Origin of the sequence: Nonomuraea rubra, assembly GCF_014207985.1 — a bacterium.
In the GTDB taxonomy this organism is placed as follows: Bacteria; Actinomycetota; Actinomycetes; order Streptosporangiales; family Streptosporangiaceae; genus Nonomuraea; species Nonomuraea rubra.
Map to the genome: position 1 here is coordinate 3,829,134 of NZ_JACHMI010000001.1, position 26,853 is coordinate 3,855,986.

The 26,853-nt window shown below is 71.4% G+C and carries 23 protein-coding genes and 1 tRNA gene; 14 read left to right on the forward strand and 10 right to left on the reverse strand.

Annotated elements, in window-relative coordinates; all coding sequences use genetic code 11:
* Positions 1-56: 56 nt before the first annotated feature.
* The gene (locus HD593_RS17530; RefSeq protein ID WP_185103167.1) at positions 57-1,256 is read right to left on the reverse strand and encodes a ferritin-like domain-containing protein; all 1,200 of its coding nucleotides are present in this window, start codon (positions 1,254-1,256) and stop codon (positions 57-59) included.
* A 112-nt stretch (positions 1,257-1,368) separates the two neighbouring features.
* Here HD593_RS17530 and HD593_RS17535 point away from each other — a divergent pair, with 112 nt between their 5' ends.
* Genes HD593_RS17535 through hutH form a run of 3 tightly spaced genes read left to right on the forward strand, consistent with a single transcriptional unit; the run spans position 1,369 to position 4,239 of the window.
* The gene (locus HD593_RS17535; protein WP_312903517.1) at positions 1,369-1,920 is read left to right on the forward strand and encodes a hemerythrin domain-containing protein; all 552 of its coding nucleotides are present in this window, start codon (positions 1,369-1,371) and stop codon (positions 1,918-1,920) included.
* 44 nt (positions 1,921-1,964) lie between these two features.
* Positions 1,965-2,672 (forward strand): ArsR/SmtB family transcription factor, encoded by a 708-nt coding sequence (locus HD593_RS17540; protein ID WP_185103169.1) that lies wholly within the window; start codon positions 1,965-1,967, stop codon positions 2,670-2,672.
* A 16-nt stretch (positions 2,673-2,688) separates the two neighbouring features.
* On the forward strand, positions 2,689-4,239 hold the full coding sequence (gene hutH, locus HD593_RS17545) for a histidine ammonia-lyase (RefSeq protein ID WP_185103170.1): 1,551 nt from the start codon (positions 2,689-2,691) through the stop codon (positions 4,237-4,239).
* Positions 4,240-4,247: 8 nt separating this feature from the next.
* Here hutH and HD593_RS17550 read toward each other — a convergent pair whose 3' ends face one another.
* On the reverse strand, positions 4,248-5,447 hold the full coding sequence (locus HD593_RS17550; RefSeq protein WP_312903518.1) for a Rid family hydrolase: 1,200 nt from the start codon (positions 5,445-5,447) through the stop codon (positions 4,248-4,250).
* Positions 5,448-5,505: 58 nt separating this feature from the next.
* Here HD593_RS17550 and HD593_RS17555 point away from each other — a divergent pair, with 58 nt between their 5' ends.
* The 4 genes from HD593_RS17555 (at position 5,506) to HD593_RS17570 (ending at position 9,103) form a co-directional block, all read left to right on the forward strand.
* Positions 5,506-6,528, forward strand: coding sequence for a LysR family transcriptional regulator (locus HD593_RS17555; RefSeq protein WP_312903519.1), 1,023 nt, complete (start codon positions 5,506-5,508; stop codon positions 6,526-6,528).
* 29 nt (positions 6,529-6,557) lie between these two features.
* Positions 6,558-7,505: a chorismate-binding protein gene (locus tag HD593_RS17560; RefSeq protein WP_312903520.1), complete on the forward strand. Its 948-nt coding sequence runs from the start codon at positions 6,558-6,560 to the stop codon at positions 7,503-7,505.
* Positions 7,506-8,336: an aminotransferase class IV gene (locus HD593_RS17565; RefSeq protein ID WP_185103174.1), complete on the forward strand. Its 831-nt coding sequence runs from the start codon at positions 7,506-7,508 to the stop codon at positions 8,334-8,336.
* A 296-nt stretch (positions 8,337-8,632) separates the two neighbouring features.
* On the forward strand, positions 8,633-9,103 hold the full coding sequence (locus tag HD593_RS17570) for a hypothetical protein (RefSeq protein WP_185103175.1): 471 nt from the start codon (positions 8,633-8,635) through the stop codon (positions 9,101-9,103).
* A gap of 248 nt (positions 9,104-9,351) precedes the next feature.
* Here HD593_RS17570 and HD593_RS17575 read toward each other — a convergent pair whose 3' ends face one another.
* On the reverse strand, positions 9,352-10,701 hold the full coding sequence (locus HD593_RS17575; protein ID WP_312904440.1) for an LVIVD repeat-containing protein: 1,350 nt from the start codon (positions 10,699-10,701) through the stop codon (positions 9,352-9,354).
* Between the two features lie 206 nt (positions 10,702-10,907).
* Here HD593_RS17575 and HD593_RS17580 point away from each other — a divergent pair, with 206 nt between their 5' ends.
* On the forward strand, positions 10,908-11,441 hold the full coding sequence (locus HD593_RS17580) for a DUF305 domain-containing protein (RefSeq protein ID WP_312903521.1): 534 nt from the start codon (positions 10,908-10,910) through the stop codon (positions 11,439-11,441).
* A gap of 133 nt (positions 11,442-11,574) precedes the next feature.
* Here the strand turns inward: HD593_RS17580 and HD593_RS17585 are convergent, their stop codons facing one another.
* Positions 11,575-11,991, reverse strand: a complete 417-nt coding sequence (locus HD593_RS17585) for an SsgA family sporulation/cell division regulator (RefSeq protein WP_020547189.1) — start codon at positions 11,989-11,991, stop codon at positions 11,575-11,577.
* A 471-nt stretch (positions 11,992-12,462) separates the two neighbouring features.
* Between HD593_RS17585 and HD593_RS17590 the strand changes: the two genes are divergently transcribed.
* The 3 genes from HD593_RS17590 (at position 12,463) to HD593_RS17600 (ending at position 16,379) form a co-directional block, all read left to right on the forward strand.
* Positions 12,463-12,537: transfer RNA gene (locus HD593_RS17590), tRNA-Val, on the forward strand.
* A gap of 855 nt (positions 12,538-13,392) precedes the next feature.
* Positions 13,393-13,833, forward strand: a complete 441-nt coding sequence (locus HD593_RS17595) for a hypothetical protein (RefSeq protein ID WP_185103178.1) — start codon at positions 13,393-13,395, stop codon at positions 13,831-13,833.
* A gap of 884 nt (positions 13,834-14,717) precedes the next feature.
* Positions 14,718-16,379, forward strand: a complete 1,662-nt coding sequence (locus HD593_RS17600) for a TROVE domain-containing protein (RefSeq protein ID WP_185103179.1) — start codon at positions 14,718-14,720, stop codon at positions 16,377-16,379.
* 34 nt (positions 16,380-16,413) lie between these two features.
* On the opposite strand, the gene HD593_RS17605 is transcribed toward HD593_RS17600, so the two are convergent.
* On the reverse strand, positions 16,414-17,226 hold the full coding sequence (locus HD593_RS17605) for a class I SAM-dependent methyltransferase (protein WP_185103180.1): 813 nt from the start codon (positions 17,224-17,226) through the stop codon (positions 16,414-16,416).
* A gap of 227 nt (positions 17,227-17,453) precedes the next feature.
* On the opposite strand from HD593_RS17605, the gene HD593_RS17610 reads away from it, so the two are divergent.
* The 3 genes from HD593_RS17610 (at position 17,454) to HD593_RS17620 (ending at position 20,536) form a co-directional block, all read left to right on the forward strand.
* On the forward strand, positions 17,454-18,881 hold the full coding sequence (locus HD593_RS17610) for a glycoside hydrolase family 6 protein (RefSeq protein WP_312903522.1): 1,428 nt from the start codon (positions 17,454-17,456) through the stop codon (positions 18,879-18,881).
* A 26-nt stretch (positions 18,882-18,907) separates the two neighbouring features.
* Positions 18,908-19,411 (forward strand): hypothetical protein, encoded by a 504-nt coding sequence (locus HD593_RS17615; RefSeq protein ID WP_221524808.1) that lies wholly within the window; start codon positions 18,908-18,910, stop codon positions 19,409-19,411.
* Positions 19,412-19,504: 93 nt separating this feature from the next.
* Positions 19,505-20,536, forward strand: a complete 1,032-nt coding sequence (locus HD593_RS17620; RefSeq protein ID WP_185103182.1) for a trypsin-like serine peptidase — start codon at positions 19,505-19,507, stop codon at positions 20,534-20,536.
* A 10-nt stretch (positions 20,537-20,546) separates the two neighbouring features.
* On the opposite strand, the gene HD593_RS17625 is transcribed toward HD593_RS17620, so the two are convergent.
* The 5 genes from HD593_RS17625 to HD593_RS17645 form a co-directional block, all read right to left on the reverse strand.
* Positions 20,547-22,103 (reverse strand): phospholipase D family protein, encoded by a 1,557-nt coding sequence (locus HD593_RS17625; protein WP_185103183.1) that lies wholly within the window; start codon positions 22,101-22,103, stop codon positions 20,547-20,549.
* Positions 22,104-22,113: 10 nt separating this feature from the next.
* Positions 22,114-23,439, reverse strand: a complete 1,326-nt coding sequence (locus HD593_RS17630; RefSeq protein WP_221524809.1) for a sensor histidine kinase — start codon at positions 23,437-23,439, stop codon at positions 22,114-22,116.
* A complete protein-coding gene (locus HD593_RS17635; RefSeq protein ID WP_221524810.1) occupies positions 23,436-24,125 on the reverse strand; it encodes a response regulator transcription factor in 690 nt (229 codons plus the stop codon). Before HD593_RS17635 ends, HD593_RS17630 begins: the two co-directional genes overlap by 4 nt.
* Before the next feature lie 63 nt (positions 24,126-24,188).
* Positions 24,189-25,529 (reverse strand): cation:proton antiporter, encoded by a 1,341-nt coding sequence (locus HD593_RS17640; protein WP_185103184.1) that lies wholly within the window; start codon positions 25,527-25,529, stop codon positions 24,189-24,191.
* Complete coding sequence (locus HD593_RS17645) at positions 25,486-26,853, reverse strand: cytochrome P450 (protein ID WP_185103185.1); 1,368 nt, start codon at positions 26,851-26,853, stop codon at positions 25,486-25,488. Before HD593_RS17645 ends, HD593_RS17640 begins: the two co-directional genes overlap by 44 nt.

The window sequence follows — 26,853 nt, forward strand, 5'->3', positions numbered from 1 at the left end:
CGGCTGGGACGCGGGCCCCGCGAAGGCCGGCGGCTGGGGCGCGGGCCCCGCGAGGGTCAGCGGCTGAGTTGCAGGCCCGCTGGATGCGGGCCCTCCGTCTCCAGGCGGTACTCGCGGCCGGAGATCGCCCGGTTGTCGTCGATGACGCGCTCCGACGCCGGCTTCTCGCCGCCCATCACGGCCTCCTGCATCCGGGTGAAGCGCTCATGTGCCTCCCGTACGTACCCGGTGCCGAGCGTGGTGCAGTCGATCTGGGTGGCGAGCAGCTCGCGGATGTAGCCCTTGTTCGGCTCGAACGTCACGGGCGGCGGCAGCGCGGGAGCGAGCACCTGGTCCGGATCGCGCCCGTCGAACCGCTTGAACAGCTCGGCCGCCAGCCGCAGATGCTCCAGCTCCATGTTCAGGTGCAACTCCCAGATGTTCTTCACCTTGGGGTCGGACTCGGTCTCCATGAACGAGTAGTACAGGTAGCACTCGTTGTACTCGTGGTTGAGGAGCTGCTCCCACAGGCTCTCGCCGGGGTTCACGAGCGACTCGTAGTGGGTGACGTGCTCCTCCTCGACCATCCCGATCTCCTGGTAGAGCTGCCGGGCGATCGGCTCCATGTACATCGGCCCGACGTTCATGTAGAAGTTCATCGTCTGCTGCTCGGCCGACATGATCGTCAGGGCGTGCAGCCGGGACAGCGGCTCGGTGACGCTGCGGTCGTAGGGCTGGCGCACGTTGTCGAACGGATCGCGGTGGTGCAGGTACGTGGGGCGGCCCGGCATGATCTCGGTCAGGTCGTCGACGATCTTCTCGGCCTTGCGGTGCTCGATCATCTCGTACAGGTTGGCGTACCGGTAGAGGTGGTCGAAGTCCTCCAGCACGCCGAACTGGTAGGCCTGCTTGAGGTACGGGTCCGGCTCCATCCGCGCGACCCAGGCGGTCAGGTCCACCGCCACCTGCTCGTACGCGATCGTCGTCTCCAGCACCGACGACGATCCCGGCAGCAGCCAGTTGACCGTCTTCTGCTGCTGCGCCTCGATGTAGCGCACCCTGGCGAGCTGCTGCTTGATCTCCAGGTCGGGGCAGTGGCGGGCGAGCTGGTGGCTGAACAGGATGGCCTCCACCTCGATCCCGTTCATGGTGATGATCCGGCAGCGCGTGTACGGATCGGCGTGGTCCGGATCGATCGGCGTGACGTTCAGCTCCCGCCAGTCGCGCAGCTGCTCGTCCAGCGGGATGCCCCGCTGCTGGAGTGGGTCGAAGGCCATGTCGCTGCGCGTACCCGCGGCCCACCCCGGCAACCTCCGCGTTCGGCCCTCGAATCGCCCGCGTTCGGTAAGGCGGGGCGTGCCGGGTGCCGGGCCGGGTACGGGCGCTGACGTGGCTGAACAAGATGTCATCGACCTCCTGGTGGCCCAGCACGGCCGGATCAGGGATCTGTTCGACGAAGTGGAGCAGGCGCCGCCGGACAAGGTGGGCGACGCGTTCGACCGGCTGACGCGCATGTTGTCCGTGCACGAGACGGCCGAGGAGGAGATCGTCCATCCGTACGCGCGCAGGAAGCTCGACAACGGCCACGGCGTGGTGGCCGACCGGCTGACCGAGGAGAACAGGGCCAAACGCCTCCTGCTCGACCTGCACAAGAGCGGCGTGGACCACCCGCAGTTCTGGGACGGCCTGGCCGCGCTGCGTACCGCCGTGTCCGCGCACGCCCGCAGCGAGGAACGCTACGAGTTCGCCAGGCTGCGGGCGCGTACCTCCACCGTGGAGCGGCGGGCGATGGCGGCGGCGGTGCGCGCGGCCGAGTCGCTCGCGCCGATCCGCCCGCATCCGGGCACGGAGTCCGCGGCCAGGAACCTGGTCATGGGCCCGCCCCTGGTGGTCATGGACCGGGCCCGCGAGCTGATCAGGAAGGCGCTGGGCAGGCGCTGACCCTTCGACGCACGTCGAAAGGTGGGCGTACTACCGTCGAAGGCATGGAGCACATCGCCAGGGACGCCGACATCGCCCCCGTAGCCGCGCTGATCGCCGACCCCACGCGGGCCGCGATCCTGACGGCCCTGCTCGGCGGGCGGGCGCTGGCCGCGGGGGAGCTGGCCAGGATGGCGGGGGTGAGCGCGGCCACCGCGAGCGCCCACCTGGCCAAGCTGCTGGACGGCCGGCTCGTGGACGTCGTACGCCAGGGCCGCCACCGCTACTACCGCCTGGCCGGGCACGAGATCGCCGAGGTGCTGGAGGTGCTGGCCGGGATCAGCGCCCGCCCGCCGGTGCGCTCGCTGCGCCAGTCGCGGCAGGCCAGGATGCTGGAGGAGGCCCGTACGTGCTACGACCACCTGGCGGGACGGGCCGGGGTGGGGCTGCTCGACCGGCTCAGGGAGGGCGGCTTCTACGACGGGCACGACGTGACGGAGGCGGGGGAGCGGCTGCTGTCGCGGCTGGGCGTGGACGTGGCGGGCGCGCGCCGGTCGAGGAGGCGCTTCGCGCCCGAGTGCCTCGACTGGACGGAGCGCCGGGCGCACCTCGGCGGGGCGCTCGGCGCGGCGCTCACGGAGGTGCTGTTCGAACGCGGGTGGTACCGGCGGGGGAGCGTCCCCAGGGCGGTGCTCCTCACGGACGAGGGCAGGGAGGGGCTGGCGGAACTGTTCTCCGGTAAGGGGCTAACATCGGTTACGCCGGTTACCTGAACGAGAGAGACGCACCATGCGCGACAACGGAGTCGTGAACGTCGGTCCCGAGCCGCTGGCCTTCGACGACGTCATCAGGGTGGCCCGCCACGGAGCCCCCGTACAGCTCACCGACGATGCCATCGCCGCCATCGCGGCGGCCCGCCAGCGGGTGAACGAGCTGGCCGAGAGCCCCGTACCCGCGTACGGCATCTCGACCGGGTTCGGCGCGCTGGCCACGCGGCACATCGACCCGGCGCTGCGTACCCAGCTCCAGCGCTCGCTGGTGCGCTCGCACGCGGCCGGCAGCGGGCCCGAGGTGGAGACCGAGGTGGTGCGCGCGCTCATGCTGCTGCGGCTGAGCACGCTCGCCACCGGCCACACCGGCATCAGGCCGACCACGGCCAAGACCCTGGCCGCGCTGATCAGCGCCGGCATCACCCCGATCGTGCACGAGTACGGCAGCCTCGGCTGCTCGGGCGACCTGGCGCCGCTGGCGCACGTGGCGCTCACCCTGATGGGCGAGGGCGTCGTACGGGACGCCTCCGGCACCGTGCAGCCGGCGGCCGAGGCGCTCAAGCAGGCCAGGATCGATCCGGTCGAGCTGGCCGCCAAGGAGGGCCTGGCGCTGATCAACGGCACGGACGGCATGCTCGGCATGCTGATCCTGGCCATCGACGACCTCACCAGGCTGGTCAGGACCGCCGACGTGAGCGCCGCGATGAGCGTGGAGGCGCTGCTGGGCACCGACCGCGTGTTCGCCCCCGAGCTGCAGGCGCTGCGGCCGCACCCGGGCCAGGCGCTGTCCGCCGCGAACATGACCAAGGTGCTGCGCGACTCCGGCATCATGGCCAGCCACCGCGACCCCGCGGCCTGCACCCGCGTCCAGGACGCCTACTCCCTGCGCTGCGCCCCCCAGGTCGCCGGGGCCGCCCGCGACACGATCGCGCACGCCGCCACCGTGGCAGGGCGGGAGCTGGCCAGCGCCATCGACAACCCGGCCGTGCTGGCCGACGGCCGCGTCGAGTCGAACGGCAACTTCCACGGCGCGCCGCTGGCGTACGTGCTGGACTTCCTCGCCGTCGTGGCCGCCGACCTGGCCTCGATGTCGGAGCGCCGCACCGACCGCTTCCTGGACGTGGCACGCAACCACGGCCTGCCCGCGTTCCTGGCCGACGACCCCGGCGTGGACTCCGGCCACATGATCGCCCAGTACACCCAGGCGGCCATCGTCTCGGAGCTGAAGCGCCTGGCCGTGCCCGCCAGCGTGGACTCCATCCCCAGCTCCGCCATGCAGGAGGACCACGTCTCCATGGGCTGGTCGGCGGCCCGCAAGCTGCGCAGGTCCGTGGACGGGCTCACCAGGGTGCTGGCCATCGAGGTGCTCACCGCCGCCCGCGCGCTCGACCTGCGCGCCCCGCTGGAGCCCGCGCCCGCGACGGCGGCCGTGCTCCACGCGCTGCGCGAGACCGTGCCCGCGCCTGGCCCGGACCGGTTCCTGGCCCCGGAGATCGACTACGCCGTGCGCCTGGTGGCCGAGGGCGGCGTGGTCGCGGCCGTGGAGTCGGTCACCGGTCCGCTGGACTGACGCGGCCCTTAACGCGGCAGGGCCACGATCAGGTCCACCTCCAGCAGCAGCCCCGGCATGAACAGCTTCGACACCTCGACCGTCGTGCTGGCCGGGGCCGTGCCGGTGATGTACTTCCTGCGCACCCGCCCGTACGCGACCCGGTCCTCCATGTCGGTCAGGTACGTCCTGATGAACGCGATGTCGCCGAAGCTCGCGCCCTGGTCGGCGAGGATGCGCGCGATGACCTGGAAGACGTGCTCGGCCTGGGCCTCCATGGAGCCCTCTCCGACGATGTTCCCGTGCTCGTCGAAGGCGGCCTGCCCGGAGACGTAGAGCATGTCGCCGACGCGGACGGCGTGCGAGTACATGCCGTTCGTGGCGGGGATCGTCGAGAGGTTGTGCGGCACCGCCCGGCGCGCGGGGCCGCCCGCGGGCCGGTCTGCGGTGGTGGCCGGGGCGTGAGGGCCGCCTCCGAGGTGTGCGGCGATCGCGGTCAGGTCGTGCTCGCCGAGCCCGGCCGCGCGGGCCTCCTGCAGCCTGGCCCGCGCCGCCGTGGCCATCGTCGCGCCGTCCCACGCCCCCAGCTCCAGGTCCTTCGTGGCGTGGGCCAGCGAGTAGCGGGTCTGCTCCGAGGGCACGCGCAACCGATCGGCCAGCACACCCAGCGGGGTGCCCGACAGCACGTCGATCAGCGCGCCGCGGTCCACGCCGTGCGCCTCGCCGTACGCGAACGTCTCGGCCAGCAGCACCTGGGCCGGCACGAGCGCGCTCATCACGGCGAGCTTCATGGCCGCGCCGGAGCCCAGCGGCCCGCACTCGCGCACGGCCCCGAACACCGCCAACACCTCGCGGCAGTCCCGCACGTCGCCACCGGCCAGCACGGTCAGCGTGCCCTCCGCGGCGGGCCCCACGCTGCCCAGCACCGGCGCGTCCACCAGCCCCACCCCCGGCGGGAGCAGCGCGCGCAGCTCGCCCACCGCCTCAGGGCCGATCGTGGACATCTCCACCACCGTCGCCCCCGGCCGCAGCCCCGGCAGCGCCGCCGTCAGCACCTCGCGCACCGCCGCCGGATCGCTCAGCATCGTGATGACCAGGTCGGCACCGTCCACCGCCGTGGCCACCGGAACCCCGCCCGAGCGCCGCCACGTCGTCACCTTGTGCCCGGCCGCCACGAGCCGCCGGGCCATCGGGGCGCCCATGCGCCCCTGTCCGAGAAATGCAATCACGTGCTTCAGTGAACACCGATGCAAGGTATTCCACCACCGACTAGATTGCATGGCAGCCATGCATGACACGAATGCCTTTGACACCGGAGCGCTGCGGCTCTTCGACGAGGTCGCCAGGAGCGGCTCGTTCACGGCCGCCGCCGAACTGCTCGGATACACCCAGTCGGCGGTCTCCCGCCGCGTCGCCGCGCTCGAACGCGCCGCGGGCGGCCCGCTGTTCGAACGGCTGGCCCGCGGCGTGCGCCTGACCCCCGCGGGTACGGCCCTGCACCGGCACGCCGTCGCCGTGCTCGACCGGCTCGAACGCGCGGGCGAGGAACTGGCCGCCATCCACCGGGGGCGCGGGGGCGTCCTGAGGGTGGGCTCGTTCGCCACGGCCAACATCGATCTGCTGCCGGGCACGCTCAGGCGCTTCCTGGACCGGCGTCCCGGCATCGAGCTGCGGCTGACCGAGGGGCTCAGCACCAGGCTGATGGAGCTGCTGCACGCCGGAGCGCTCGACGTGGCCGTGATCAGCGACTACCCGGCCGGCCTCCCCGCCGAGGCGGCCCTTCCCAGCGGGCCGCGTACGGACGGCATGCACACGGACGCCGGACGAACGGACGCCGGACGAACGGACGGTGGGCGTGCGGATGGCGGGCACGTGGGCGGTGGGCACATCGTGGCGCTGAGGGAGGATCGGCTGCTGGTGGCGTTGCCCGCCGGGCACCGGCTGGCCGGTGAGGCGGACGTGGACCTGCGCGACCTGGCGGGGGAGCCGTGGATCGAGGCGGCGCCGCGCGGCCAGCCGACGCTGCTGGTGACGGCGTGCGCGGCGGCCGGGTTCACGCCGCGCGGCGGGCCGCGGGTGGCGGAATGGTCGGGCAAGTTCGGGTTCGTCGCCGCGGGGCTCGGGGTGACGCTGGTGCCGGAGCTGGCGGCGCGGGCCGTACCGGCGGATCTGGTGCTCAAACCGCTCAGGGGTACGACACCCGCACGCAAGGTCTACGCGGCCCTCCCCGAGTCGCCACTGCCCGCCGCGTTGGAGCTGGTCGAGATGCTGGGAGAATGGGAGGTGTGTACGACGGTTTCGCCCACTTAGGCGGTTTTCTCGCCAGCGGGTTGCGCGACGTGACCTCAGACCTCGCCGCACTCGACGGGGAGGGCTGGTGGGCTGTCGTGGTCGACTACGAGGGCAAGGTGACGTGCGCCCGGTTCGACCGGGTGCGCAGGTCGCCCCTGCCCGCGCCCGCCGCCCCCTGGCACGGGCCGCGCCCCGGCCAGTGGGTCAGCTCCCTCGACCAGGCCGCGTACGAGCGCGGCGTGCGGGCCATCCGCGACTACATCGAGCAGGGCGAGGTCTACCAGGCGAACCTTTGCCGCATCTTGACCGCGCCCGTGCCGCGGGACGCCGACCCGCTCGCCCTGGCGTCCAGGCTGGCGGCCGGCAACCCCGCCCCGTACGCGGCCGTCATCGACGTCCCCGGCCTGAGCGTGGTGTCGGCCTCGCCCGAGCTCTACCTGTCACGCGACGGGGACGTCGTCGAGTCCAGGCCGATCAAGGGCACCGGCGCGACCGCGGCCGACCTCCTCGACAAGGACTACGCCGAGAACGTCATGATCGTCGACCTCGTCCGGAACGACCTCGGCAGGGTCGCGGCCGTCGGATCGGTCGAGGTGCCGTCGTTGTGCGCGGTCGAGGAGCATCCCGGGCTCGTCCACCTCGTCTCCACCGTCCGCGCCAGGCTCGCGCCGGGCGCGGGCTGGCCGGAGCTGTTCGCGGCGACTTTCCCGCCCGGATCTGTCACGGGCGCGCCGAAATCGTCGGCTCTGCGCATCATCAATGAGCTCGAACCAGCACCCCGCGGCCCGTACTGTGGGGCGGTGGGCTGGGTCGACGCCGACCGAGGCAGGGCGGCGCTGGCCGTAGGCATCAGAACATTCTGGATCTCCGGCAGCGAGATCCGGTTCGGCACGGGAGCGGGCATCACCTGGGGCAGCGACCCCCGGCGCGAATGGCTCGAAACCGAGCTCAAAGCAGCCAGGCTCATCAGACTGGCATCCACAGGAGGAAACTGAATGAACATCCCTGTCTGGGTCAACGGGGAGCTGATCGACCCCGCTCAGGCCACCGTGTCGGTGTTCGACCACGGGCTGATGGTCGGCGACGGCGTCTTCGAGACCATCAAGATCGTGAACGGCGAGTCGTTCGCGCTCACCCGGCACCTCGACCGGCTCACGCTCTCCGCCCAGCGCATGGACCTGCCCGACCCCGACGTCGACGCCATCGCCGACGGCATCGCCAAGCTCCTGGAGGTCGCGCCCGCCTGGGCGCTCGGCCGCATCCGCGTCACCTACACCAGCGGCCCCGGCCCCCTCGGCTCCGACCGCGGCGACCAGGGCACCACCTCCGTCGTCATCGTGGACGAGCAGAAGCCGTTCCCCGCCACGGCGAACGTCGCCGTCGTGCCGTGGCCGCGCAACGAGCGCGGCGCGCTGTCGGGCGTCAAGAGCACCTCGTACGGCGACAACGCCAAGGCCCTGCTGCACGCGAAGAGGCGCGGCGGCGGCGAGGCCATCTTCGGCAACCTCGCCGGCAACCTGTGCGAGGGCACCGGCTCCAACATCTTCGTCGTCCGCGACGGCCGCCTGCTCACTCCCACCCTCGGGTCCGGCTGCCTGGCCGGCGTCACCAGGGCGCTGGTGCTGGAGTGGTGCGGCGGCGAGGAGGCCGACGTGCCGCTGTCGGCGCTGTACGAGGCCGAGGAGGCGTTCCTCACCTCCACCACGCGCGACGTGCAGCCGATCAAGCTGGTCGACGACACCGAGCTCCCGGTCGCCCCCGGCCCGATCACCACCAAGGTCATGCGCGTCTTCGCCGAACGCTCCGCCACCGACCTGAACCCGTGAGCGCGCCCTCCTGATCACGAGTCCTCCCCCTGATCGCAAGTCCTCCCCTGGCCGCGAGGCCGGGGGACGACGGGGCAGGAGGGGCGGCAGGGCCGGTGACGACGGGGCCGGGGACGACGGGGCCGGGGACGACGGGGCCGGGGACGCTGGGCGGCCCTACATTCGCCCTACATTTTCCGCGTTCGGCTCCGGGCCTTCGGAACGCGGCGTTACGCTTCTCGCGCCGAATCGCCCGAACCTGATGTGAGTTCGTTATGAGTGGGGATGGCGGTACACCAGTGCCGCCGATTTCAAGAATGGGCGCGATCGTCACCGTGGAGCGCGTGCTCGCGCGCACTCCCGCACTCGCCGTCCTGCTGCCGCTGATCCAGGCCTACGACGTCGGCTGCCTGCTGAGCCTCGACGTCGTGGCACGTAACACCGCAGCTCCACGAGGGCTGGCGGTGCAGCTCGACGCCGCGTTCTCCGGCGAGGAGAGCACGTCGCTGCACATCTCGCTACGTTACCCGGGCGGCGTCGAAGTCGTTTCGGGCGACGATCGCCATTGCGCGCCGCCGTGCCTTTCCTGGTTTCCCGGAGGGGTGCGGGGCGATGCCACTCACACCCTTTATCAGATGCCCCTGTGGTTGTTTCCGCTGCCGCCCGCGGCGGATTTCCTGCTCACGCTGGAATGGCCGTGGGCCCGCATCGGCCCCACTGCCATCACCCTGGACGGCGCCGCCATCTCCACCGCCGCCTCCCGCTCAGCACAGTGCTGGCCCGCCTGAGCGTTCCGCGGGTGGACGGGGTGAGCGTCCTGCGGGTGGCCGGCCTTTGACCACGTCCTGCGGGTGGCCGGGTTGAGCGTCTCGCGGGGGCGGGTCGCCACGCGGATGGTCAAGCTTGCGCGCGTTACGGCGCGGTGGCGGGGAGGCGGAGGAGCGTCTCCCTGGAAGGCCGGTGACGCGGGGCGGTGGGTGGGGTCCACCTGGCTTTTGCCGTAAAGGATGGCCCCACCCATCGCGGCGGGAAAGTGTCAGTAGGATTTTTGGGTTTGGACGTTGAAGTCGTCCATCTTGACCTGCTTGGCCGGGTCGGTCAGCGGGTCGGTGATCTCCAGGACGTCCAGCCCCTCGGTCATGTCGCTGGAGTAGATGTAGCCGTTGTAGTAGTAGGCCGACCAGGTGCCCGCGATGCCGCCGCCCTCGTGCGGGCCGCGCTCGAAGTAGCCGATCTCCTTCGGGTTCGCCGAGTCGGTGAAGTCCCAGATCGACACGCCGCCCTGGTACCAGGACTGCACCATGATGTCCTTGCCGTCCACCGGGATCAGGGAGCCGTTGTGGGCCACGCAGTTCTCGTTCGGCTGCTGCTCGCGCGGGATCTTGAAGTAGCCGCGCCGCTCCAGCTTGTCGCCGATCAGGTCGTAGACGGCGTTCGCGCCCTTGGTGTTGGGGGTGTTGCGGTCGCAGGTGGCCTGGCCGCCGCCGCCGAGCTCGTCGCTGAAGACGACCTTGGTGCCGTCGTTGTTGAACGTCGCGGAGTGCCAGATCTGGAAGTTCTCCAGGTCGGTGAGCTGCTGGAGGACCTTCGGCTGGACCGGGTCGGAGATGTCGAGCAGCACGCCGTCGCCGAAGCAGGCGGCCGCGGCCAGCTTCTTCTCCGGGTAGGCGGTGATGTCGTGGCAGCCGGAGGCGAGCTCGGAGTGCTGCCGCTCGGGGAAGATGTCCGGCTTCGCCACGACCTTGGCGGACGCCGGGGACTTCGTCGGGATCTCCACGATCGAGATGAGCTCGTGCGGTGCCGGGCAGGTCTGTGAGTCCGGCTCGGGGCCGGGCGAGGAGACGTACACGTACAGCGTCTCACCGGCGGGCACCATCGTGTGCGTGTGCGAGCCGCAGTCGGTCTGGACCGCGCCCACGTACTGCGGGCTCTTCTTGTCGCTGACGTCGAAGATCCGCAGGCCCTCCCAGTTCCGCTCGTCCTCGCCCGAGTCGCACTCAGGGCCGCCGCGCGGCTCGTCGATCGAGAGGACCAGCAGATCCTGGTAGATGGTCACGTCGTTCTGTTGCGCCGGGCAGGACACCTGGCTGACGAGCTGGGGTTTGGTCGGGTCGCTGATGTCGTAGATCGAGAACCCGCCGAAGTTCCCCACGTAGGCGTAGTCGCCCTGGAACGCAAGATCGGTACCGAGATCGCCCTCGCCGTTGAACGGAGCCGTCCGAGGCATGTTGGCGATGTGCTTGACGTTGTCGCTCATCATCACGTCGCCGGACGGCGAAGTGGCGGGCGTGCCGGCCGCGGCGCTGGTCTCCTGCGGAGCGGTCGCGGGTGTCTGCTCCTCGGTGGCGGCCGGTCCCGCGGCGCACGCGGTGGCCAAGAACAACACCGTACACAGCAGCACTCCGCGCAACTTGGCAGAGATCAACGCGCATCCCCCTTGTCTAGTAGCTCACTATGGAAGCTATGTCAGCAGGTTATGGGCCGCGTACGGTCTTCATCACAGTTATGTCGACATTTGCCCTTATCGCCTGCTCTCAACAGCCCACCGAGCCGGCGGGCCCGTCGCCCGTGGGCACGGAGGCACCGGTCATCGTGCCGGGCAGCCCAGGCGCGCAGGCCCGCACGGCGACGCCGGGAGAGCGGGTGGGCCCGACGCCCTCACCCACGGTGGCCGCGGACGTGCGGTTCGCGGAGGGCATGATCCCCCACCATCGGCAGGCGCTGGAGATGACCTCCATGGTGGAGGCGCGTACCACCACGGCGTCGATCCGCGCGTTCGCCCGCCAGATCGCGGCGGCGCAGACCCCGGAGATCAAGGCCATGACCGCGTGGCTGGGAGAGCTGGGCCGCTCGGTCCCGGCCGGGCACCAGCACGTGCAGGGGGCCGCCTACGGGATGGCGACGCAGGAGGAGCTGAACGCGTTGCGCGCGGCCAGGGGCGCGGCCTTTGACCGGCTGTTCCTGCAGCTCATGACCAGGCATCACGAGGGGGCGGTGAAGATGGCGGGGGAGCAGCTGGCCGATGGGCGGGATCAGCGCATGCGGCTGATGGCCAAGGACGTGTACTCGGGGCAGAGCATCGAGATCGCCCGCATGCGCCAGGTCCTGGAGTCACTCCCGGCCTGACCTTCACGCGGGCGGCCGGGCCCGCCCTTTGTCATGACAAGGGGGAGGCTCCGCCGGTGGCGGAACCTCCCCTTCGCACAGATGTGTCCGGCTCCCTGAGGATCGCCGGACGACTACCCCGCGCCTGCGCGGGTCAGGACGGCCAGAGCATGTTGGTCAGCTCGGCGTCCAGATCCATGAAGTCGGTCTCCCGCCCGGCGGGCACCTTCTCGTACGTCCGGTGGAGGAACTCGGTCAGCGGGGCAAGCGGCACTTCGAAGAGCGCCTGCCCGAACGGCGATGTGAGGCTGATGTGCAGGGTGCGTTCGCCGTCGGCGCGCGCGGGCCACACCTGCACGTCGCCGTCGCCGACACGCCTCACGATGCCCACGGTGAGCAATTCGCGGGCAAAGATCCACTCGACCGGCTCGTCGTTCCCTACGTGGAAGGCCATGCGGATGGCGTACGGATCGTCGGCTGTGTAACTCAGTCCGGCGAGCAGGGGGACGGTAGTACGGTCGGGGACCACAAGCCGAAGGCCAAGCTCGGCGGAGACGGTGGTGCTGTTCATCGTCAGCCAAACCTTTTCGTCGTAGGTCCCCTCTTCGGGGCTTTCACTGCTCTGACGGACTTCGTCCTGAGCTATGACGCGGAACGAAGAAACCTGTAGGAAAGATTCCGCCCCCAGGGCCTTCTGTAACGCACATCACAGCTGGACATTTAGGCATCTACCAGGCTAAACGGCATCAATCGGGTCGTATTTACAAGGGTTTTGCGTGCTGTGGAGCCTGCCCCGGACGCGCCGTCCATGAACGTTTCTCGTCAAAAGATCATGGCCGATGCCTTCCGGGACACGACGATGGTATGCCACCCGCCCGCCGTGCCGATGGGCAACCGCCGCGTTTCACCCGAATCCCTCTGACCCGCCACCCCGGCGGACCCCGCCCCGCCCAAGATCGTCCCCGGGGTCAACCGGTTCGCCGTAGGTGCCGGAGTGCGGTATGGTTTTCCACGTCGGCACCGCAAGGGAGCCGGCAAGGGCGGGCGATTAGCTCAGCGGGAGAGCGCTTCGTTCACACCGAAGAGGTCACTGGTTCGATCCCAGTATCGCCCACCAAGGTCAAGGGCCACATCCCACAAATGGGAGTGGCCCTTTCGATCTTTGTGCAGCAGCAACGTGCGGCAAGCTCTACGAGCCGAGGCTGTCACCCAGCCGCCGGAGCGCGTTCCTGGTCTCCTCGCTCGGTACCTCGCTGTAGACGTCCGTCATCACCGTGATCTTGCCGTGACGGAAAATCCGCATCGCCACCCGCGGAACGGCAGACGGGCAGGCCGGGAGGGTCGTTGCTGATGAGTGACCAGCTCCGTCCGGAACTCCCAGATGATCAGTACGACCCCATGCTCGGGACGTTCCTGTGGGACGTCGGTACGGACCCCGACCTGTGTCTGCGGGTGTTGTACCACACGGCTCAGATCTGGCAGCGGCGATCGCGTCGAGAGGTCGTCGGAACTGAAGGCGTGTCCGTGCTCCTGACTCCAGATCACGCGGACATGGAGCATCGCTACCTCGGCGGGAGCAGTTGCATTCCGTTCTCGGAGTTCAGATCCGCGGTGGAGGAGCACTGGGTAGTGGTCCCTACCGCGGGATGATCGAGGGGCTTCCCGCTCGACAGTGACGAACTGAGTGACATCGCGGCTGCCTCGTACAGCTCGGTCGTGCACATCGATGCACCCTTGAAGCCAGCATCGCCCACCACGAAGGACGCGGATCAGCGGCTCGCAGCTCGTCATGGGCCTCAACGGGAAGAAGGGCATCTACGTCGGCGACGCGTCCGGGATGTTCGTCACGCGGCGCGCGTGTCGAAGGCCGGACGCCATACCTCCGCTATACCGGCCTCTGCTGAGCTGACCTTGAACGCAATCAGTTCCTCGACACAGGGACGACCCTGCGAAGGGCCCCTGGAAGGTGATCATGGAAAGCTCCTGGATTTCGCGTGGCGTCACCGCGGCCGCCATGGCGGGCATCACTCTGCTGAGCACGACTCCCGCCTCGGCGGCGAGTTACTGGAACTCATCCGCGCCGACAGCCGCCACCTCGGTGCGCAACACGTACGAGAAGTCGGTCACCATCGGTAGCCGCACGTTCACGATCCAGCTCCGCGTAGGAAAGTGGGGCTCGAACACCTATTTCTGGGCTCGTGCCCCCAAGGATTCCCACGCGTACGGCGCGCATCTCTACATTTCCGTCTACAACCCTTCCACCAAGAAGTGGGAATCGCGGTCGGAGGCGCTCAACAAGAAAACGGCTTACACGGACGCGCACCGGTCCCTCTACAAGTACGGGTACAAGGCCTGCGCATCCGACAGCATGATCGGAAGCCGCTGGATTTGCACCAGCACCTGGTGGGTGTGATGGCCTGATCCGGCTGCAGCGGGGGGAATGATTCGCGCCGGAAACGGGATCCCGGTATCGGCGCGAAGGCCGAAGGCCGCCTTCCCGGTCGGGGAGGCGGCCTTGCGCCGCCTCGTCGGGGCGGCAGGCTCCGCCAGGGTCGACGCGGATGATCACCCGGGGCGGGCGGGCGGCTCGGCGGATAATCAGATGTGCTGCGGCGCGCCTCTCGCTAACGTGGAACTCAGCTTCACGAAGCCCGGAAAGGCGCGGGTCGAAGGGGTGTCGGTTATCTTTCTGTAACAAAGAACAATCCGGCGCCCGGAAAACATATCCGCGCTACTCCGGGTCGAGCGGGGCTGGTCAGGTCTGGTGCCGGCACGGGTCGAATCTCATCGGTTATCGCCTCTCAAGCGGGAGACGCGGGTTCGAATCCCGCCGCGGACTCCGGTTCGTGTGGCTCAGTGGCCCAGAGCGCCTAAACGGCCGGTGGGTCTCCCATATCCGCGCCGGTTCCAGGCCTGATCACTCGCCGGTCCTACCGGTGGCACGGGTCGAATCCGATCGGTTATCTCGATTCTGGTTCGAGGAGTCCGGGTTCGAGTCCCGGCAGGCGTTGAAGGCGCCTGTGGTGTAATCGGCAGCACACTGAAGGGCCGGTCGGAGTGCCCACATCCGTGCCGCCGGCAAGGCCGGCGAGCGTCAGGCATGGGGGAACGGGTCGAAGTCCCATCGGTTATCGGGCACAGATTGTCGCAGGTTCGAGTCCTGCCCATCCCGCCGGCGACGGCGGGTGGTAGCTCAGTCGGCAGAGCGTCTGTTCAAAACGCCGGTGGACGTCACCACATCCGCTCCCCCTCGCACACATCCGCCTCCCAGCGGGTCGAACGGAAGGAGCGCCGCCCATGGCACGTGACCCCCTCGCCGCGGTATCGGCGATCAACACCCCGCAGACGCAGCCGATCCCCGGGCGGAGCGACCAGGTGAAGAACGCCGCCGGCGGCTACGGCTTCGCCAAGGACCTGTGGGCCAAGGTGGAGGATTTCCTCATTCTGGGCACCACGGGCGGCACCTACTACGTGTCGGAGGGCGAGCTGACCGCCAGGAACGCCGGCGTGCTGTTCGAGGCGATCGCCGAGGACGGGCCGCGCGTCGTGCGCCTGCTGACGGACATCTCGACGGCTCGCCCGCCGCGGGCGCCGAAGCAGCGCCCGGCCCTGTTCGCGCTCGCCGCCTGCTACGCGAACGGCGACGCCGCCACCCGCCAGGCCGCCAAGGTGGCGCTGGCCAAGGTGGCGCGCACGACCGACCACCTGGCCCAGTTCTTCGGCTACTACAAGAACCTGGGCGGCAAGCCGACCGCCCGCGGCATCTCGCCCACGGCGGGCCGTTCGCTGCGGACCGCGCTCGGCTCCTGGTTCCTGGCCGGCAGCGCGGACGACGTGGCGTTCAAGGCATGCAAGGCGCGCCAGCGCAAGACGCCCCTGGGAGAGGCGTTCGACCTGCGGGACGCGCTGCGCATCGCGCACCCGGCAGCCGACGACGAGCAGCGCAGGACGCTGTTCGGGTGGATCGCCGGGAACGTCACCGATGAGCGGGCCCGCGAGGTCCTGCCCGCTGTCGACCGGTTCCTCACGGCGAAGGCCGTGACCGGCCCGGCCCAGGCCATCGAGGTGGTGACCACGGCGAAGGTGCCGTGGGAGTTCCTGCCTGACGCGGTGCTGCGCGACCCCGGCGTGTGGGAGGCGCTGATCGAGACGGTCGGCATGACGGCGCTGATCCGGAACCTCGCCCGCATGACCCGGCTGGGCACGCTCAAGCCGGGGGTGGAGGCGACGTCGCGGGCGGTGCGGAGGCTGACGGACCGGCAGGCGGTCCTGCGCGCCCGGATCCACCCGATGGACGCCTGGCTCGCCCTGCGCGTCTACAAGTCGGGCGTCGCACAGCCGAACCCGCGCGCCGACCGGCAGAGGTGGCAGCCCATCCCGGCCGTGCTCGACGCGCTGGAGGAGACGTACGAGCTGGCCTTCGGCACCGTCGAGCCGTCGGGCAAGAGGCTGCTCGTCGCGGTGGACTCGTCCGGGTCGATGAGCTGGGGCGGCGGGGTCCGGGTCGGGGGTTCGCCGGTCGGGTCGCCGTACGAGGTGGGCAACGCCATGGCGGTCATGCTGGCCCGCATCGAGCGCGGTGGCGTGCACGTCATCGACGTCGACACGCGGGTGCACGCGTCGAACGTGACGCCGCGCACCAACCTGCGCGAGATCGCGTCCTGGAAGCCGTCCGGCGGCGGCACCGACCTGTCGCTGCCGTTCACGTGGGCGCGTGAGCAGCGGATGGAGGTGGACGGGTTCGTCGTCTTCACCGACAACGAGACCTGGGCGGGGCGGTCGCACCCGACCCAGGCGCTGAACGCCTACCGGCGCGCCGTTCGCCCGGACGCCCGGGTGGTCGTGGCCGCGATGACGGCCGCCGGGTACTCGATCGGCGACCCGAAGGACGACGGGGTTCTCAACGTGGCCGGGCTGGACGCGTCGTTGCCGCTGGTGGTCAACGGGTTCGTGCGGTGATGCGCGCGATCTCTCGCCGCTGAGCGGGGTCCGGTCAGCGCCGGATGACGATCTCGAGGTACTCCAGCGGCATGAGCACCGTCTCCTCGTCGGTGTTCAGCTCGTGGACGAGCTCGGTCAGGTCGGCGACGAGGGATTCGCGGCCGGCCGCGTCCAGGGACTCGACGGTCATCACCGTGGGCCCGTACGTCCTGCACCAGGCGCGGACGTGCTCCTCGGGGCTGGAGAAGCGCCACCACAACTCCCGCGTCCCGGCCTCGATGGCCACGTCGGGGCCGAACAGCTCGCGCAGCCCTTCCGTCGTGCCCCAGCGGCTCTCCGGGCGGGTGCCGGGGGCGGGGGAGCGGTACTTGGTGTTGAGCGCGAGCATGCGGCCCATGTAGCCGGACGGTGTCCAGCAGGCCAGCGCGATCCGGCCGCCCGGCCTGGTCACGCGCAGCAGCTCGGCCGCCGCCTGCTCCTGGTCGCGGGCGAACATCACGCCGAACGTCGAGGTGACCAGGTCGTACGCGGCGTCCGGCACCGGCAGGGCCTCCGCGTCGCCCTGGCGGAAGCCGATCGTCAGGCCCTCCGCCTCGGCGCGGCGCGCGGCGTGGGCCAGCAGCTCGGGCACCAGGTCGATGGCGGTGACGCGGGCGGAGCGGCGGGCGGCGGCCAGGGCCGTGTTGCCGGTGCCGGTGGCGACGTCCAGGTGCTCCTCCCCGGCCCGCAGCCGGGCGGCCTCGCACAGCAGCTCGGCGGCCAGCAGGAACCTGGCCCCGATGGATCGGTAGTCGCCGGTCGCCCACGTCCGCTGCTGTACGTCTGCCGGCAGGCTGTCCCGTTCGCTCGTCTCCCGCTCCGACATCGTGTCCCCACTTCGATCGACCGGCGGCCAAGATCCAACGTGCTGCCAGTCTGCGGCATGCGGCCGTGCCTGGCCAGATCGACTTCGCCCCGCCGCCGGGCGATCACGGTTCGCGACGGCGGCCCCCGGCGTGGCCGGAACGTCCGCCGCTGGTCGCACGGAGTTTCTTGACCTTGTCAGAGAGAGTCAGTAATGATCTCCGCCGTAGCCCACCGAAAGGTGAACACGTGCGATTCCTCGCATCGAGGGCCATGGCGTTAGCCGCCGGCCTGATCGCCGCCACCGCCACCCTCGCGGTGCCCCACCCCGCCTCCGCCGCCGCCCAGCTCGTCGCGAACGGCACCTTCACCGGCTCGACCACCCCCTGGGCCGCCCTCGGGCAGACCGCGATCGCGGCCGAGGACGACCGCATGCGGGTCGAGGTCACGAACGTCGTGGCCAACCCCTGGGACGCGATGGTCGCCGCGCCCACCACCTCCGCCCTGAACCCGGGCAGGAGCTACACCCTCTCCTTCGACGCCTACTCCACCGTCGCCTTCACCGCCAAGGCCACGGTGCAGTACACCGCCACCCCGAGCAGCAACCAGTCGCTGGCCACCGACGTGCCGCTGACCTCGTCGAGCAGGCGCTACAGCATCCCGTTCACGGCCGCGCAGGCGTCCGCGACGGCCGCCGAGGTGACGTTCCAGCTCGGCGGGTCGGGCGCCAGACCGGTCGTCCGCTTCGACAACGTCTCGCTGATGGAGACGCAGCCGGCCCGGCCGACCGCCCTGTACGTGAACCCGCTGTCGAACCCCGCCCGGTGGGCCGGCGAGCACGTGAACGACCCCGCCGCCACGCCCATCAGGGACGACATCGGCAACAAGCCGATCTTCGAGTGGTTCGGCGGCTGGTTCACCGACCTGACCAAGGCCGTGGACACCTACGTCGGCTCCGCCCAGGCGCAGGACCGGCTGCCGATGCTGGTGGCGTACAACATCCCCAACCGCGACGCGTGCGCGGGGCATTCGGGCGGCGGCGCGGGCGACGCGGCCGGCTATCACGCCTGGATCACCGAGTTCGCCAAGGCGATCGGCAGCCGCCACGCCGTCGTGGTGCTGGAGCCGGACGGGGTCGCCGCCGCCGGGTGCGTGACCCGGATCGGCAAGGACCCCGAGGACCAGTACCGGATGTTGCTGGACGCCACGCGGGTGCTGCGGGCCGAGGCGCCGAACGCGTGGGTGTACCTGGACGCGGGCAACGCCACCTGGATCCCGGCCGCGCAGATGGCGCCGCTGCTGGTGAAGTCGGGCGTCGCCAACACGCGCGGCTTCTCGGTGAACGTCTCCAACCACATCACCACGGCGGACAGCGAGACGTACGCGGTGGCGGTCAACGACCACCTGCGCACGACGGTGGGCGCGAAGGCGTACGTGATCGACACCAGCCGGAACGGCAACGGCCCGTACGTGGACGACACGCCGGAGGACAACTGGTGCAACCCGCCGGGGCGCAGGCTCGGCGCCTCGCCGGTCCGCCAGACGTCCGGAGCCGAGTACCTGTTCTGGGTGAAGGTGCCGGGCGACTCCGACGGGCCGTGCGGGATCGGCGGGGACGTCCCCGCGGGCTCGTTCAGCCCCGAACTGGCCATGGCGCTCATCAACGGCGGCTCGTGAGCGGCTTCCGGCCGCCTCGCAGGAGGGTGAGGCCCCAGTGCCGAGCCGGCTACGGCGAGCGGACGAGGGGCGGGATGGTCACCCGCGGCCCGTTCAAGGAGGAGGCGGGCTCGCCGGTCGAGCCGAACGGGCCCGTGCTGCGGACCGTCTTCCGCAACAACTCGATCCACCTGGCGCACGAGGACGCCGAGGGCGTGGTCTGCGACGCCAGTTGCACCGACGAGCACCTGACGATGACGCAGAACGCCATCCACGCCAAGAAGAAGAGCGTCTACGCGCCCGGCGTGACGGCGGCCGCCAACTCGTACAACGTGCTGGACGGCGACCAGTACCAGGCGGGCGACGACGGCACCGGCAACGTCTTCGAGGACCCGCGGTTCGACCCGGGCGACCCGCTCCGGCTCCTCGCCGGCAGCAAGGCGATCGGCCTGGGCAAGGTGAAGTACGGCGAGATCGATCTGAACGGGGTCGCGATCGGCACGGACGGCGGCATCGAGGCAGGCGCCTACGAGTACGTCCCCGCACGCTGATTCGAACGTGTGGTCGATAAAAGGTGGCCATTCGTGGCCATCCCCATCTATGATCTTGACGTTGATCCGCCACAGGAACGGGGAGATCCGACGATGAGACGCAAGCTGATCGCGTTAGGCCTCGGCTTCGGGCTGGCAGGCGCCACGGCCATCGCCACGCCGGCCCAGGCCGAGGTCGTGGCCTCGGTCCCGCTGCACGGCACCGCGGCGGCCGCGCAGCAGACCGCCACGTTCTGGCTCGCCGACGGGGGAGCCAACCTCAGGAACGCCACACCGTACGCCGTGCAGACCTCGGTCTCTCTGACCGGCCCGGCCACCCCGCCCGTCCCGGACACCAAGCCCGGCAGCACCGCGCCGATCGTCCCCCCGGACGGGGTGACCCCCATGACCTCGGGCAAGGTGTTCTTCGTCGGCGGCGACGGGCAGCCGCACTGGTGCACGGGCACCGCCCTGCAGAGCCAGTACCGCAACCTCGTCGCCACGGCCGGGCACTGCGTGCTCGACATCGAGGCCGGGGAAGCCACGCAGAGCCAGGTGGTGTTCGTGCCCGGCTACGCCGACGGCGAGGCGCCCAAGGGCCTGTACGTCGCCAAGCAGGCGTTCGTCCACTATGACTTCTCCGTCTACGACGACCTGGAGCGCGACTACGCCTTCATGACCGTCTACAACGGCGTCGCCGCCGACGCGGCGGGCGTGCTGAGCGACACCGGGCGGCTCGGCGACAACGCCGGCGGGCAGGGGTTCGCCTGGAACCAGCCGACGGCCTCCTCGGTCAGGCTCTTCGGCTACCCCGCGGGCCCGCACCCCGACGGGACGCGGCCCTACACGGGCGAGCACCTCCACCAGTCCACCGGGACGACGTCGTGGGTGTCCGCCCCCGAGCTGCCCGCCGAACGGCTCGTCGGCGTCAACTCCCCGTTCACCGGTGAGGGCTCGCTCGGCTCCGCGTGGCTGACGCACTACGACGTGAGCGGGAAGCTCGGCTACCTCAACGGCATCACGATGAGCGTCTCCGACACCGATGCCGACAACCGCTACGACACCGGCGTCTCGCCGTACTTCGACGGCGAGACGGCCACGATCTACAAGGCTGCTGCGACATCCTGGACCGGCCGCCTCGTCTAGCGGGGCGGTCCTAGAAGCCGCGCGAGCGGCGCAGGGCCGGCGGGCGGCCGTCCGGGTCCACCGCGAACCGGTACAGGGGCAGGGCCAGCAGCTTCTGCGCACGTGACAGGTGCGGCTCCGGATGCGGGCGCAGCCGGCCGGGCGGGCGGGGCCCCGTCCCGCCCCGCTCGTGCCAGGACTCCAGGGCCGCCGCCGAGCGGGTGAACGCGTCGAAGGCGGCCACCGGGTCGCACAGCTCGTCCGCCCGCTCCGCCGGCAGGTCCAGATGCTCGGCCATCAGGGTCAGCCGCAGGTCCCTGGCGAAGCGCAGGGCGCCGGCCGGCGGGCGCGGGTCCTCCTGCTCGTCGAGCACCGCGCAGCTCAGCTCCGAGTCGTACGTCCACGACCGCAGGTTGACGTTGTCGGAGCCGATCGCGGCCCACACGTCGTCCACCACGCACACCTTCGCGTGCACGTACACCGGAGTCCCGTGGTGGTTCTCCAGGTCGTAGATGGACACCCGGTCGCCGCCCGCGCGGCGGAGGCGGTGCAGCGCGTCGGCGCGGCCGATGAGGCTGGCGGGGCCGGCCAGCCAGCCGTCCTGGTCGGGGTGGCGCGGCACGATGACGATCATGCGCAGGCCCGGCTCGCGCTCCAGGGCGCGGGCGAACGGCTCGATCACGTCCGTGGACCACAGGTACTGGTCCTCCAGGTAGATCAGCGACCGCGCCCGGGCGAGCACCTTGCGGTAGGCGTGGGCGATGCTGCGCTCCCCGCCGGGCGCGAACGGGTAGCCGCGGCGACGGGCCGGGTACGTGCGCAGCAGCTGCACGCGGTGGCGGCCCGCGGGCGGCGGGGGCGGGCCGGGGCGCGGCAGAGGAGGGGCGTCGTCGAGGCGGCCGAGGTGGTCGCGCAGGCGGCGCAGCGGGTCGCGGGTCTCCGGCGCCGGGTCCTCCCAGCGCTCGCAGAACACCTGCTCCACCTCCGCCACGGCGGGCCCGCGGATGGCGGCCTGCACGTCGTGCCAGGGCGGGCGCGGCCCGTACACGCCGGGCATCGGGGCGCGCTGCGGGTCGCCCTCGTGGGAGGCGTCGTCGCGGCGGCTGTGGCACAGGTCGATGCCGCCGACGAAGGCCACGTCCCGCTCCGGGCCCCGGTCGTGGCGCAGGATGACGAACTTCTGGTGGTGCGAGCCGCCCACCGGGGTACGGGTGTCGAGCAGCGCCTGGCCGCCGGTGTCCTCGATCTCCTGGCCCAGGTGGCGGTTCTCGGCCGAGCTGAAACGCAGCAGGTCGAGGTGGGATCGCCAGATGAGGCCGCGGACGAGCGCGCCACGTTCGGCGGCGGCCGCCATCGCCGCCCCCACGCTGGGCCCGTCAGGGGTCAGGCGCTCGTCGGGGTCGCCCCGCCAGTCGGCGAACAGCAGCAGGTCGTCCTCGCCGAGCTGCTCCAGGCAGGCCCTTAACTCGGCGAAGTAGGCGGCGCCGTGGACGAGCGGCCGCACGTCGTTCCCGCACGACCACGCGCCCAGCCTCGTCGCCGGGTTGCCGCGCTCCTCCTCGGTGAGGAACCAGTCCTCGATTCGCATTCGATCCTGGCTACCCCGGGAGCGGCGGCTGATACCTCTGCCGGTCCGGCCGGCGCGCCGGCTCGGCGATGGGCTCGGCGGGGTGGGCGGGCAGCCGTACGGTGAACACGGCGCCGCCGCCCGGGCGGCCGTCGGCGGTGATCGTGCCGTGGTGGCCGTCCACCACCTCCCGCACGAGCGCCAGCCCCAGCCCGAACCCCGTCCCCTCGAACCGGGTGAACAGCCGCTCGGCGTCCCCGGGATCCAGCCCGGCGCCGTCGTCCCTGACGGTGAGGCACACCGTGCCGGGCTCGCCGGTCAGCGTCACCCGGATGTGCCCGCCGGGGCCGGTGTGGCCGAGCGCGTTGTCCAGCAGGGCCGAGATCACCCGCCGCAGCGCGGACTCCACCCCGCGGACGACGGGGTCGCCCGGCCCGTCGCAGCGCACCTCGATGCTCACCCCCTGCGCGGCGGCCCTGGCGTCCTCGGCCACGGCCAGCTCGGCGGCCAGGACGGCCAGGTCCACCGGGCCGAAGGGCCGGTGCAGCTGCTTGAACTGGGCCGATCTGAGCAGGTCCGCGACGACCTCGCCGAGCTGCCCGGTGCCGGTCACGAGCTGGTCCACCTCGTCGATGAGCAGGATCGGGTCGGTGCCGCCGCGCAGCCGCCGCGACAGGAGCTGGGCGCGGGTGTGCAGGCGGGTCAGCGGCGTGCGCAGCTCGTGGCTGACGTCGGCGGCGAAGCGGCGCTGCCGGGCCAGCGCCTCGCCCAGCGGCGCGATCGCGCGGCGGGAGACGACCTGGCCGACCAGCAGCGCGGCCAGCAGCCCGGCGATCTCCGCCCCGATGAGCGTGCGCAGCAGCCGCTGCTGCTCGGCGGCCTGGTACCGCAGGTCCATCGCGGCCTGCACGGTCGTGCCGGCGCGCTCGCGCGTGTGGATCAGGTAGTCCTGCCCGGCCACGGTGACGTGCGCCGTCTCCGGCGCGCCCCCGGCGGACACGCGCTCGAGCGCCCGGCGTACGGGCAGCGTCGCCGGCGCGCCCGGGGCGGCGTGCACGGTGCCGTCGGCGCGCAGCTCGTACAGCCACACGCAGGGCGGCGGATGGGCGATCGGCGAGTGCTGCGCGGCGGCGGTCAGGTCGCGCTCGGCCGCCGAGCCCTGGCCGTGGCCCATGGCGCACCACACCAGCACGCCGACGAGCGCGAGCACCACGGAGATCGCGCCCGCCACCTGCACGGTGATGCGCCGCCGGGCGCGGACGAGCAGCCGCCGGTCAGGGTCGGGCAGCCGCCGGTCCCGGCCGGGCAGCCGCCGGTCCCGGCCGGGCAGCCGGGGACCGCGCCGGGCGACGTTCACAGCTCGCCCAGGCGGTAACCCACGCCTCGTACGGTGCACACGACGCCGGAGCCGAGCTTGTTGCGCAGGTAGTACACGTACGTGTCCACGATCGACTCCTTGTTGGCCCCGTCGAACACCCGCTGGCGCAGCGACTCGCGCGTGTGCACCTGCCGGGGGCGGGCGGCCAGCGCGCTGAGCAGCCGGCACTCCTGGCCCGACAGCGCCACCAGCTCCCCGGTCGGCAGGCGGACCGCGTGGGCCTCGGGGTCCAGCCACCCCGCGCCCAGCGGCAGCAGCTCGGCCAGGTCGAGGTTGCGGCGGTGCAGCGCGCGCACCCTGGCCAGCAGCTCGTCGATGTCGAACGGCTTGACCAGGTAGTCCTCGGCGCCCGCGTCCAGCCCGGTCACCCGGTCGGCGACCGAGCCGAACGCGGTGAGCACCAGCACCGGCACGGTGACGGCCTGCCGGCGCAGCCGCCGCACCAGGTCGATCCCGTCGAGGGCGGGCAGGCCGCGGTCGACGATGAGCACGTCGTACGCGCGGGACAGCCCCAGGTGCAGCCCGCGCTGCCCTTCCAGGGCGAGATCGACGGTGTAACCCTGTTCGGTGAACAGGCCGACCAGCATGGTCCCCAGTTCGCGGTCGTCCTCGACGAGCAGCAGCCGGCGCGAGACAGGACCGGCCGTGCCTGATGTCCCAGCCACCAGACCACGGTTACACCACCGGTCGTGGATTTACCAGGTCCACTCGGCCATTGGCCCACTCGGCTACGCGGAATCGGACCGCACGTCGACCGGCTCCCGAGCGACCGGCTCGCCGGACCTGGCGCCGGCCTCCAGCCGGTCGGGCAGGGCCAGCTTGTACAGGGGCAGGGCACCGGCGGTGGTGAGCACGGCCACGAGCACCAGCATGGCGAACAGCTCCTGCGTGATCATGCCCTGGGCCAGGCCGATGTTGATGAAGATGAGGATCATCAGGCCGCGGGCGTTCATCAGCGCGCCCACCGCGTACGACTCCCGCGTGCCGAACCCGATGCCCCGCATCGCCAGCGAGCACCCGAAGTACTTCCCGGCGAACCCGGCCAGCAGGATCAGCCCGAACGCCGCCGGCATGGCCCCGCCCGCGATGCCGCCGAGCTGCGTGTTCAGCCCGGAGAAGGTGAAGAAGGTGGGCAGCAGCAGCGTCGAGACGATCTCCATCATGCGGCCGTGCAGCGCCTCGCGGAACGCGGGGTCGCGGGGCATGGCCAGGCCGGCGAAGAAGCCGCCGAAGACGGAGTAGACGCCGATCCAGTCCGTCACCCAGCCGGCGGCGAGCGGGACGAGGATGACGACGTACATGGCGGTGGGGCCGATCCGGCCGGTGCGCGCGACGCTCCTGCCGAGCGGGCGCAGCAGCGGGGCCACGACCTTGAGCATGACCACGGCGAACACCGCGGTCAGCGCGATCGTGGGCAGCGCGCCGCCGGGGCCGTTCCCGAGGTGCATGGCCGACAGCAGGGCCAGGATGCACCAGGCCAGCGCGTCGTCGATGGAGGCGGCCAGCAGGGTGAGCCGGCCGATGGGCGTGTTCTGCAGGCCCCGCTCGTACAGGATCCTGGCCAGCATGGGGAAGGCGGTCAGCGACAGCGCGCCCCCCACGAACAGGGCGAACTGGAGCGGCGGCACGTCGGGGCGGGAGAGCAGGTCGTACAGCAGGAGCCCGGCGCCGGCGCCGAGCAGCAGCGACGGGACGATCCCCGACGCGGCCAGCACGCCCGCCTTGCGGAGCTCGCCGGGCGTCTGCGCGGTGTGGTCGATGCCGGCCCCGACCAGGAACATGTAGAGCGTCAGGCCGATGGTGCTCAGCACGTACAGGACGGGCCGCACCTCGGGCGGGAACAGCGCCGCCTGCGCCTCGGGGAAGAGCCAGCCGAACAGCGTCGGGCCGAGCAGCACGCCGGCGACCATCTCGCCGAGCACGCGCGGCTGCATCACCAGCTGGGCCAGCCGCCCGCAGATCGCCGCGGCGACGAGGAGCACCACGAGGGCGGGCAGGACCTTGAGCACCAGCGCGAGGTTGGCGTCAGGAGCAGTGACGTGTGCTGTGAGTGGAGCCAGGATGGGCATGCCGTTTCTCCGCTTCAGAGCCTTCGAAGTGGCGCTCGCACAGCCGCAGCCTGCGCGCGTCCCACACCATGTACGTGCCGAGGACGAGCTGCGCGAGGCTGCGCCAGACGTCCTCCCAGCGGTCCCGCACCCGCAGGTACGCCAGGGCGGGGCCGGGACGGTGAGGCGCGTCGCGAGGGGTGAGCAGGCAGGGCCCGCGATGGGGCAGGGACCTGGTGTGGGAGACCGAGGAGTCGAGCACGTACCGGTCCAGGACCTCGCGCGCGACCGCGCGCATCGCGATCGGCGCCAGCCGCCAGGCGGGGCACGGCCGGTTGGCCGCGACGCCGAACGGGATGTGGTTGAGGTCCTTCGCGCCCGGCCCCGCGAACCGGTCCGGGTCGAACCGGTCCGGGTCGGCGAGGCCGGCGCGGTGGAAGGCGGGGTAGTTGAAGCAGAGCACCGAGCCGGCGGGGATCGTGGTGCGCTCGTCGAGCGCGATGTCGCCGGTGGTGATGCGGTGGGCGATGCCGAAGAGCGGGTAGAGCCGCATCGTCTCGGCGATCACCTGGTCGAGGTAGCGGTCGTCGCCCGTGCGCGCCCGTTCCTGCACCTCGGGGTGCCGGGCCAGGACGAGCAGCAGGTGCGCCATGGCCTCCGACAGCTGCACGACGGCGGTGGTGAAGAAGGCGCCGTGCAGGTAGTACGCCTTCTCCCGCGCCGTCAGGCCCTCGGGGAGCGGCACGCGCACCCGGTGCAGGTTGCGCAGGAGGTAGGCGGTCAGCCGCTTGCGGCGGCCCAGGTGCCGCAGGCTCGTGCACTTGAGCGCGGAGGAGACGTCGGCGGCGTTCCCGGCGATGAGGTCGCGGGCCTCGCGCGGGCAGGGCTCGGCGAAGACCAGCTCGTAGGAGAACTCCGCCCACAGCGGCATCATGAGGTCCCGCAGCCGCACCAGGCCGCGCGCGTCCCGCAGCGCCCGACCAGCGCAGCGGCGGGCCAGCTCCTCGGCCTCCGTACGGCGTACGGCGAGCAGGCGGCGCGTGACCCTGGCCACCGCGTCGTAGGTGTCCCCCGCCTCCAGGTGCTCCTGGTGCATCTCGGGGCCGGGCGAGAGCCAGTACCAGAACAGGTCCGACAGCGCCGCTCCCCGGCTGCGCCCGGTGGCGGCCGGGTGCGCGTACAGGGCGCCGAAGTGCTCGACGCCGGCGAGGTCGCCGGGCACCGGGATGCCCTCGTCCCCGTTGATCCGCTCGAACACCCGCACCCGCAGCGCCACCACCCTGGCGGGCAGCCACCACGGCAGGCTCGCCAGCACGGCCAGCACGACGAGGGAGATGATCAGCAT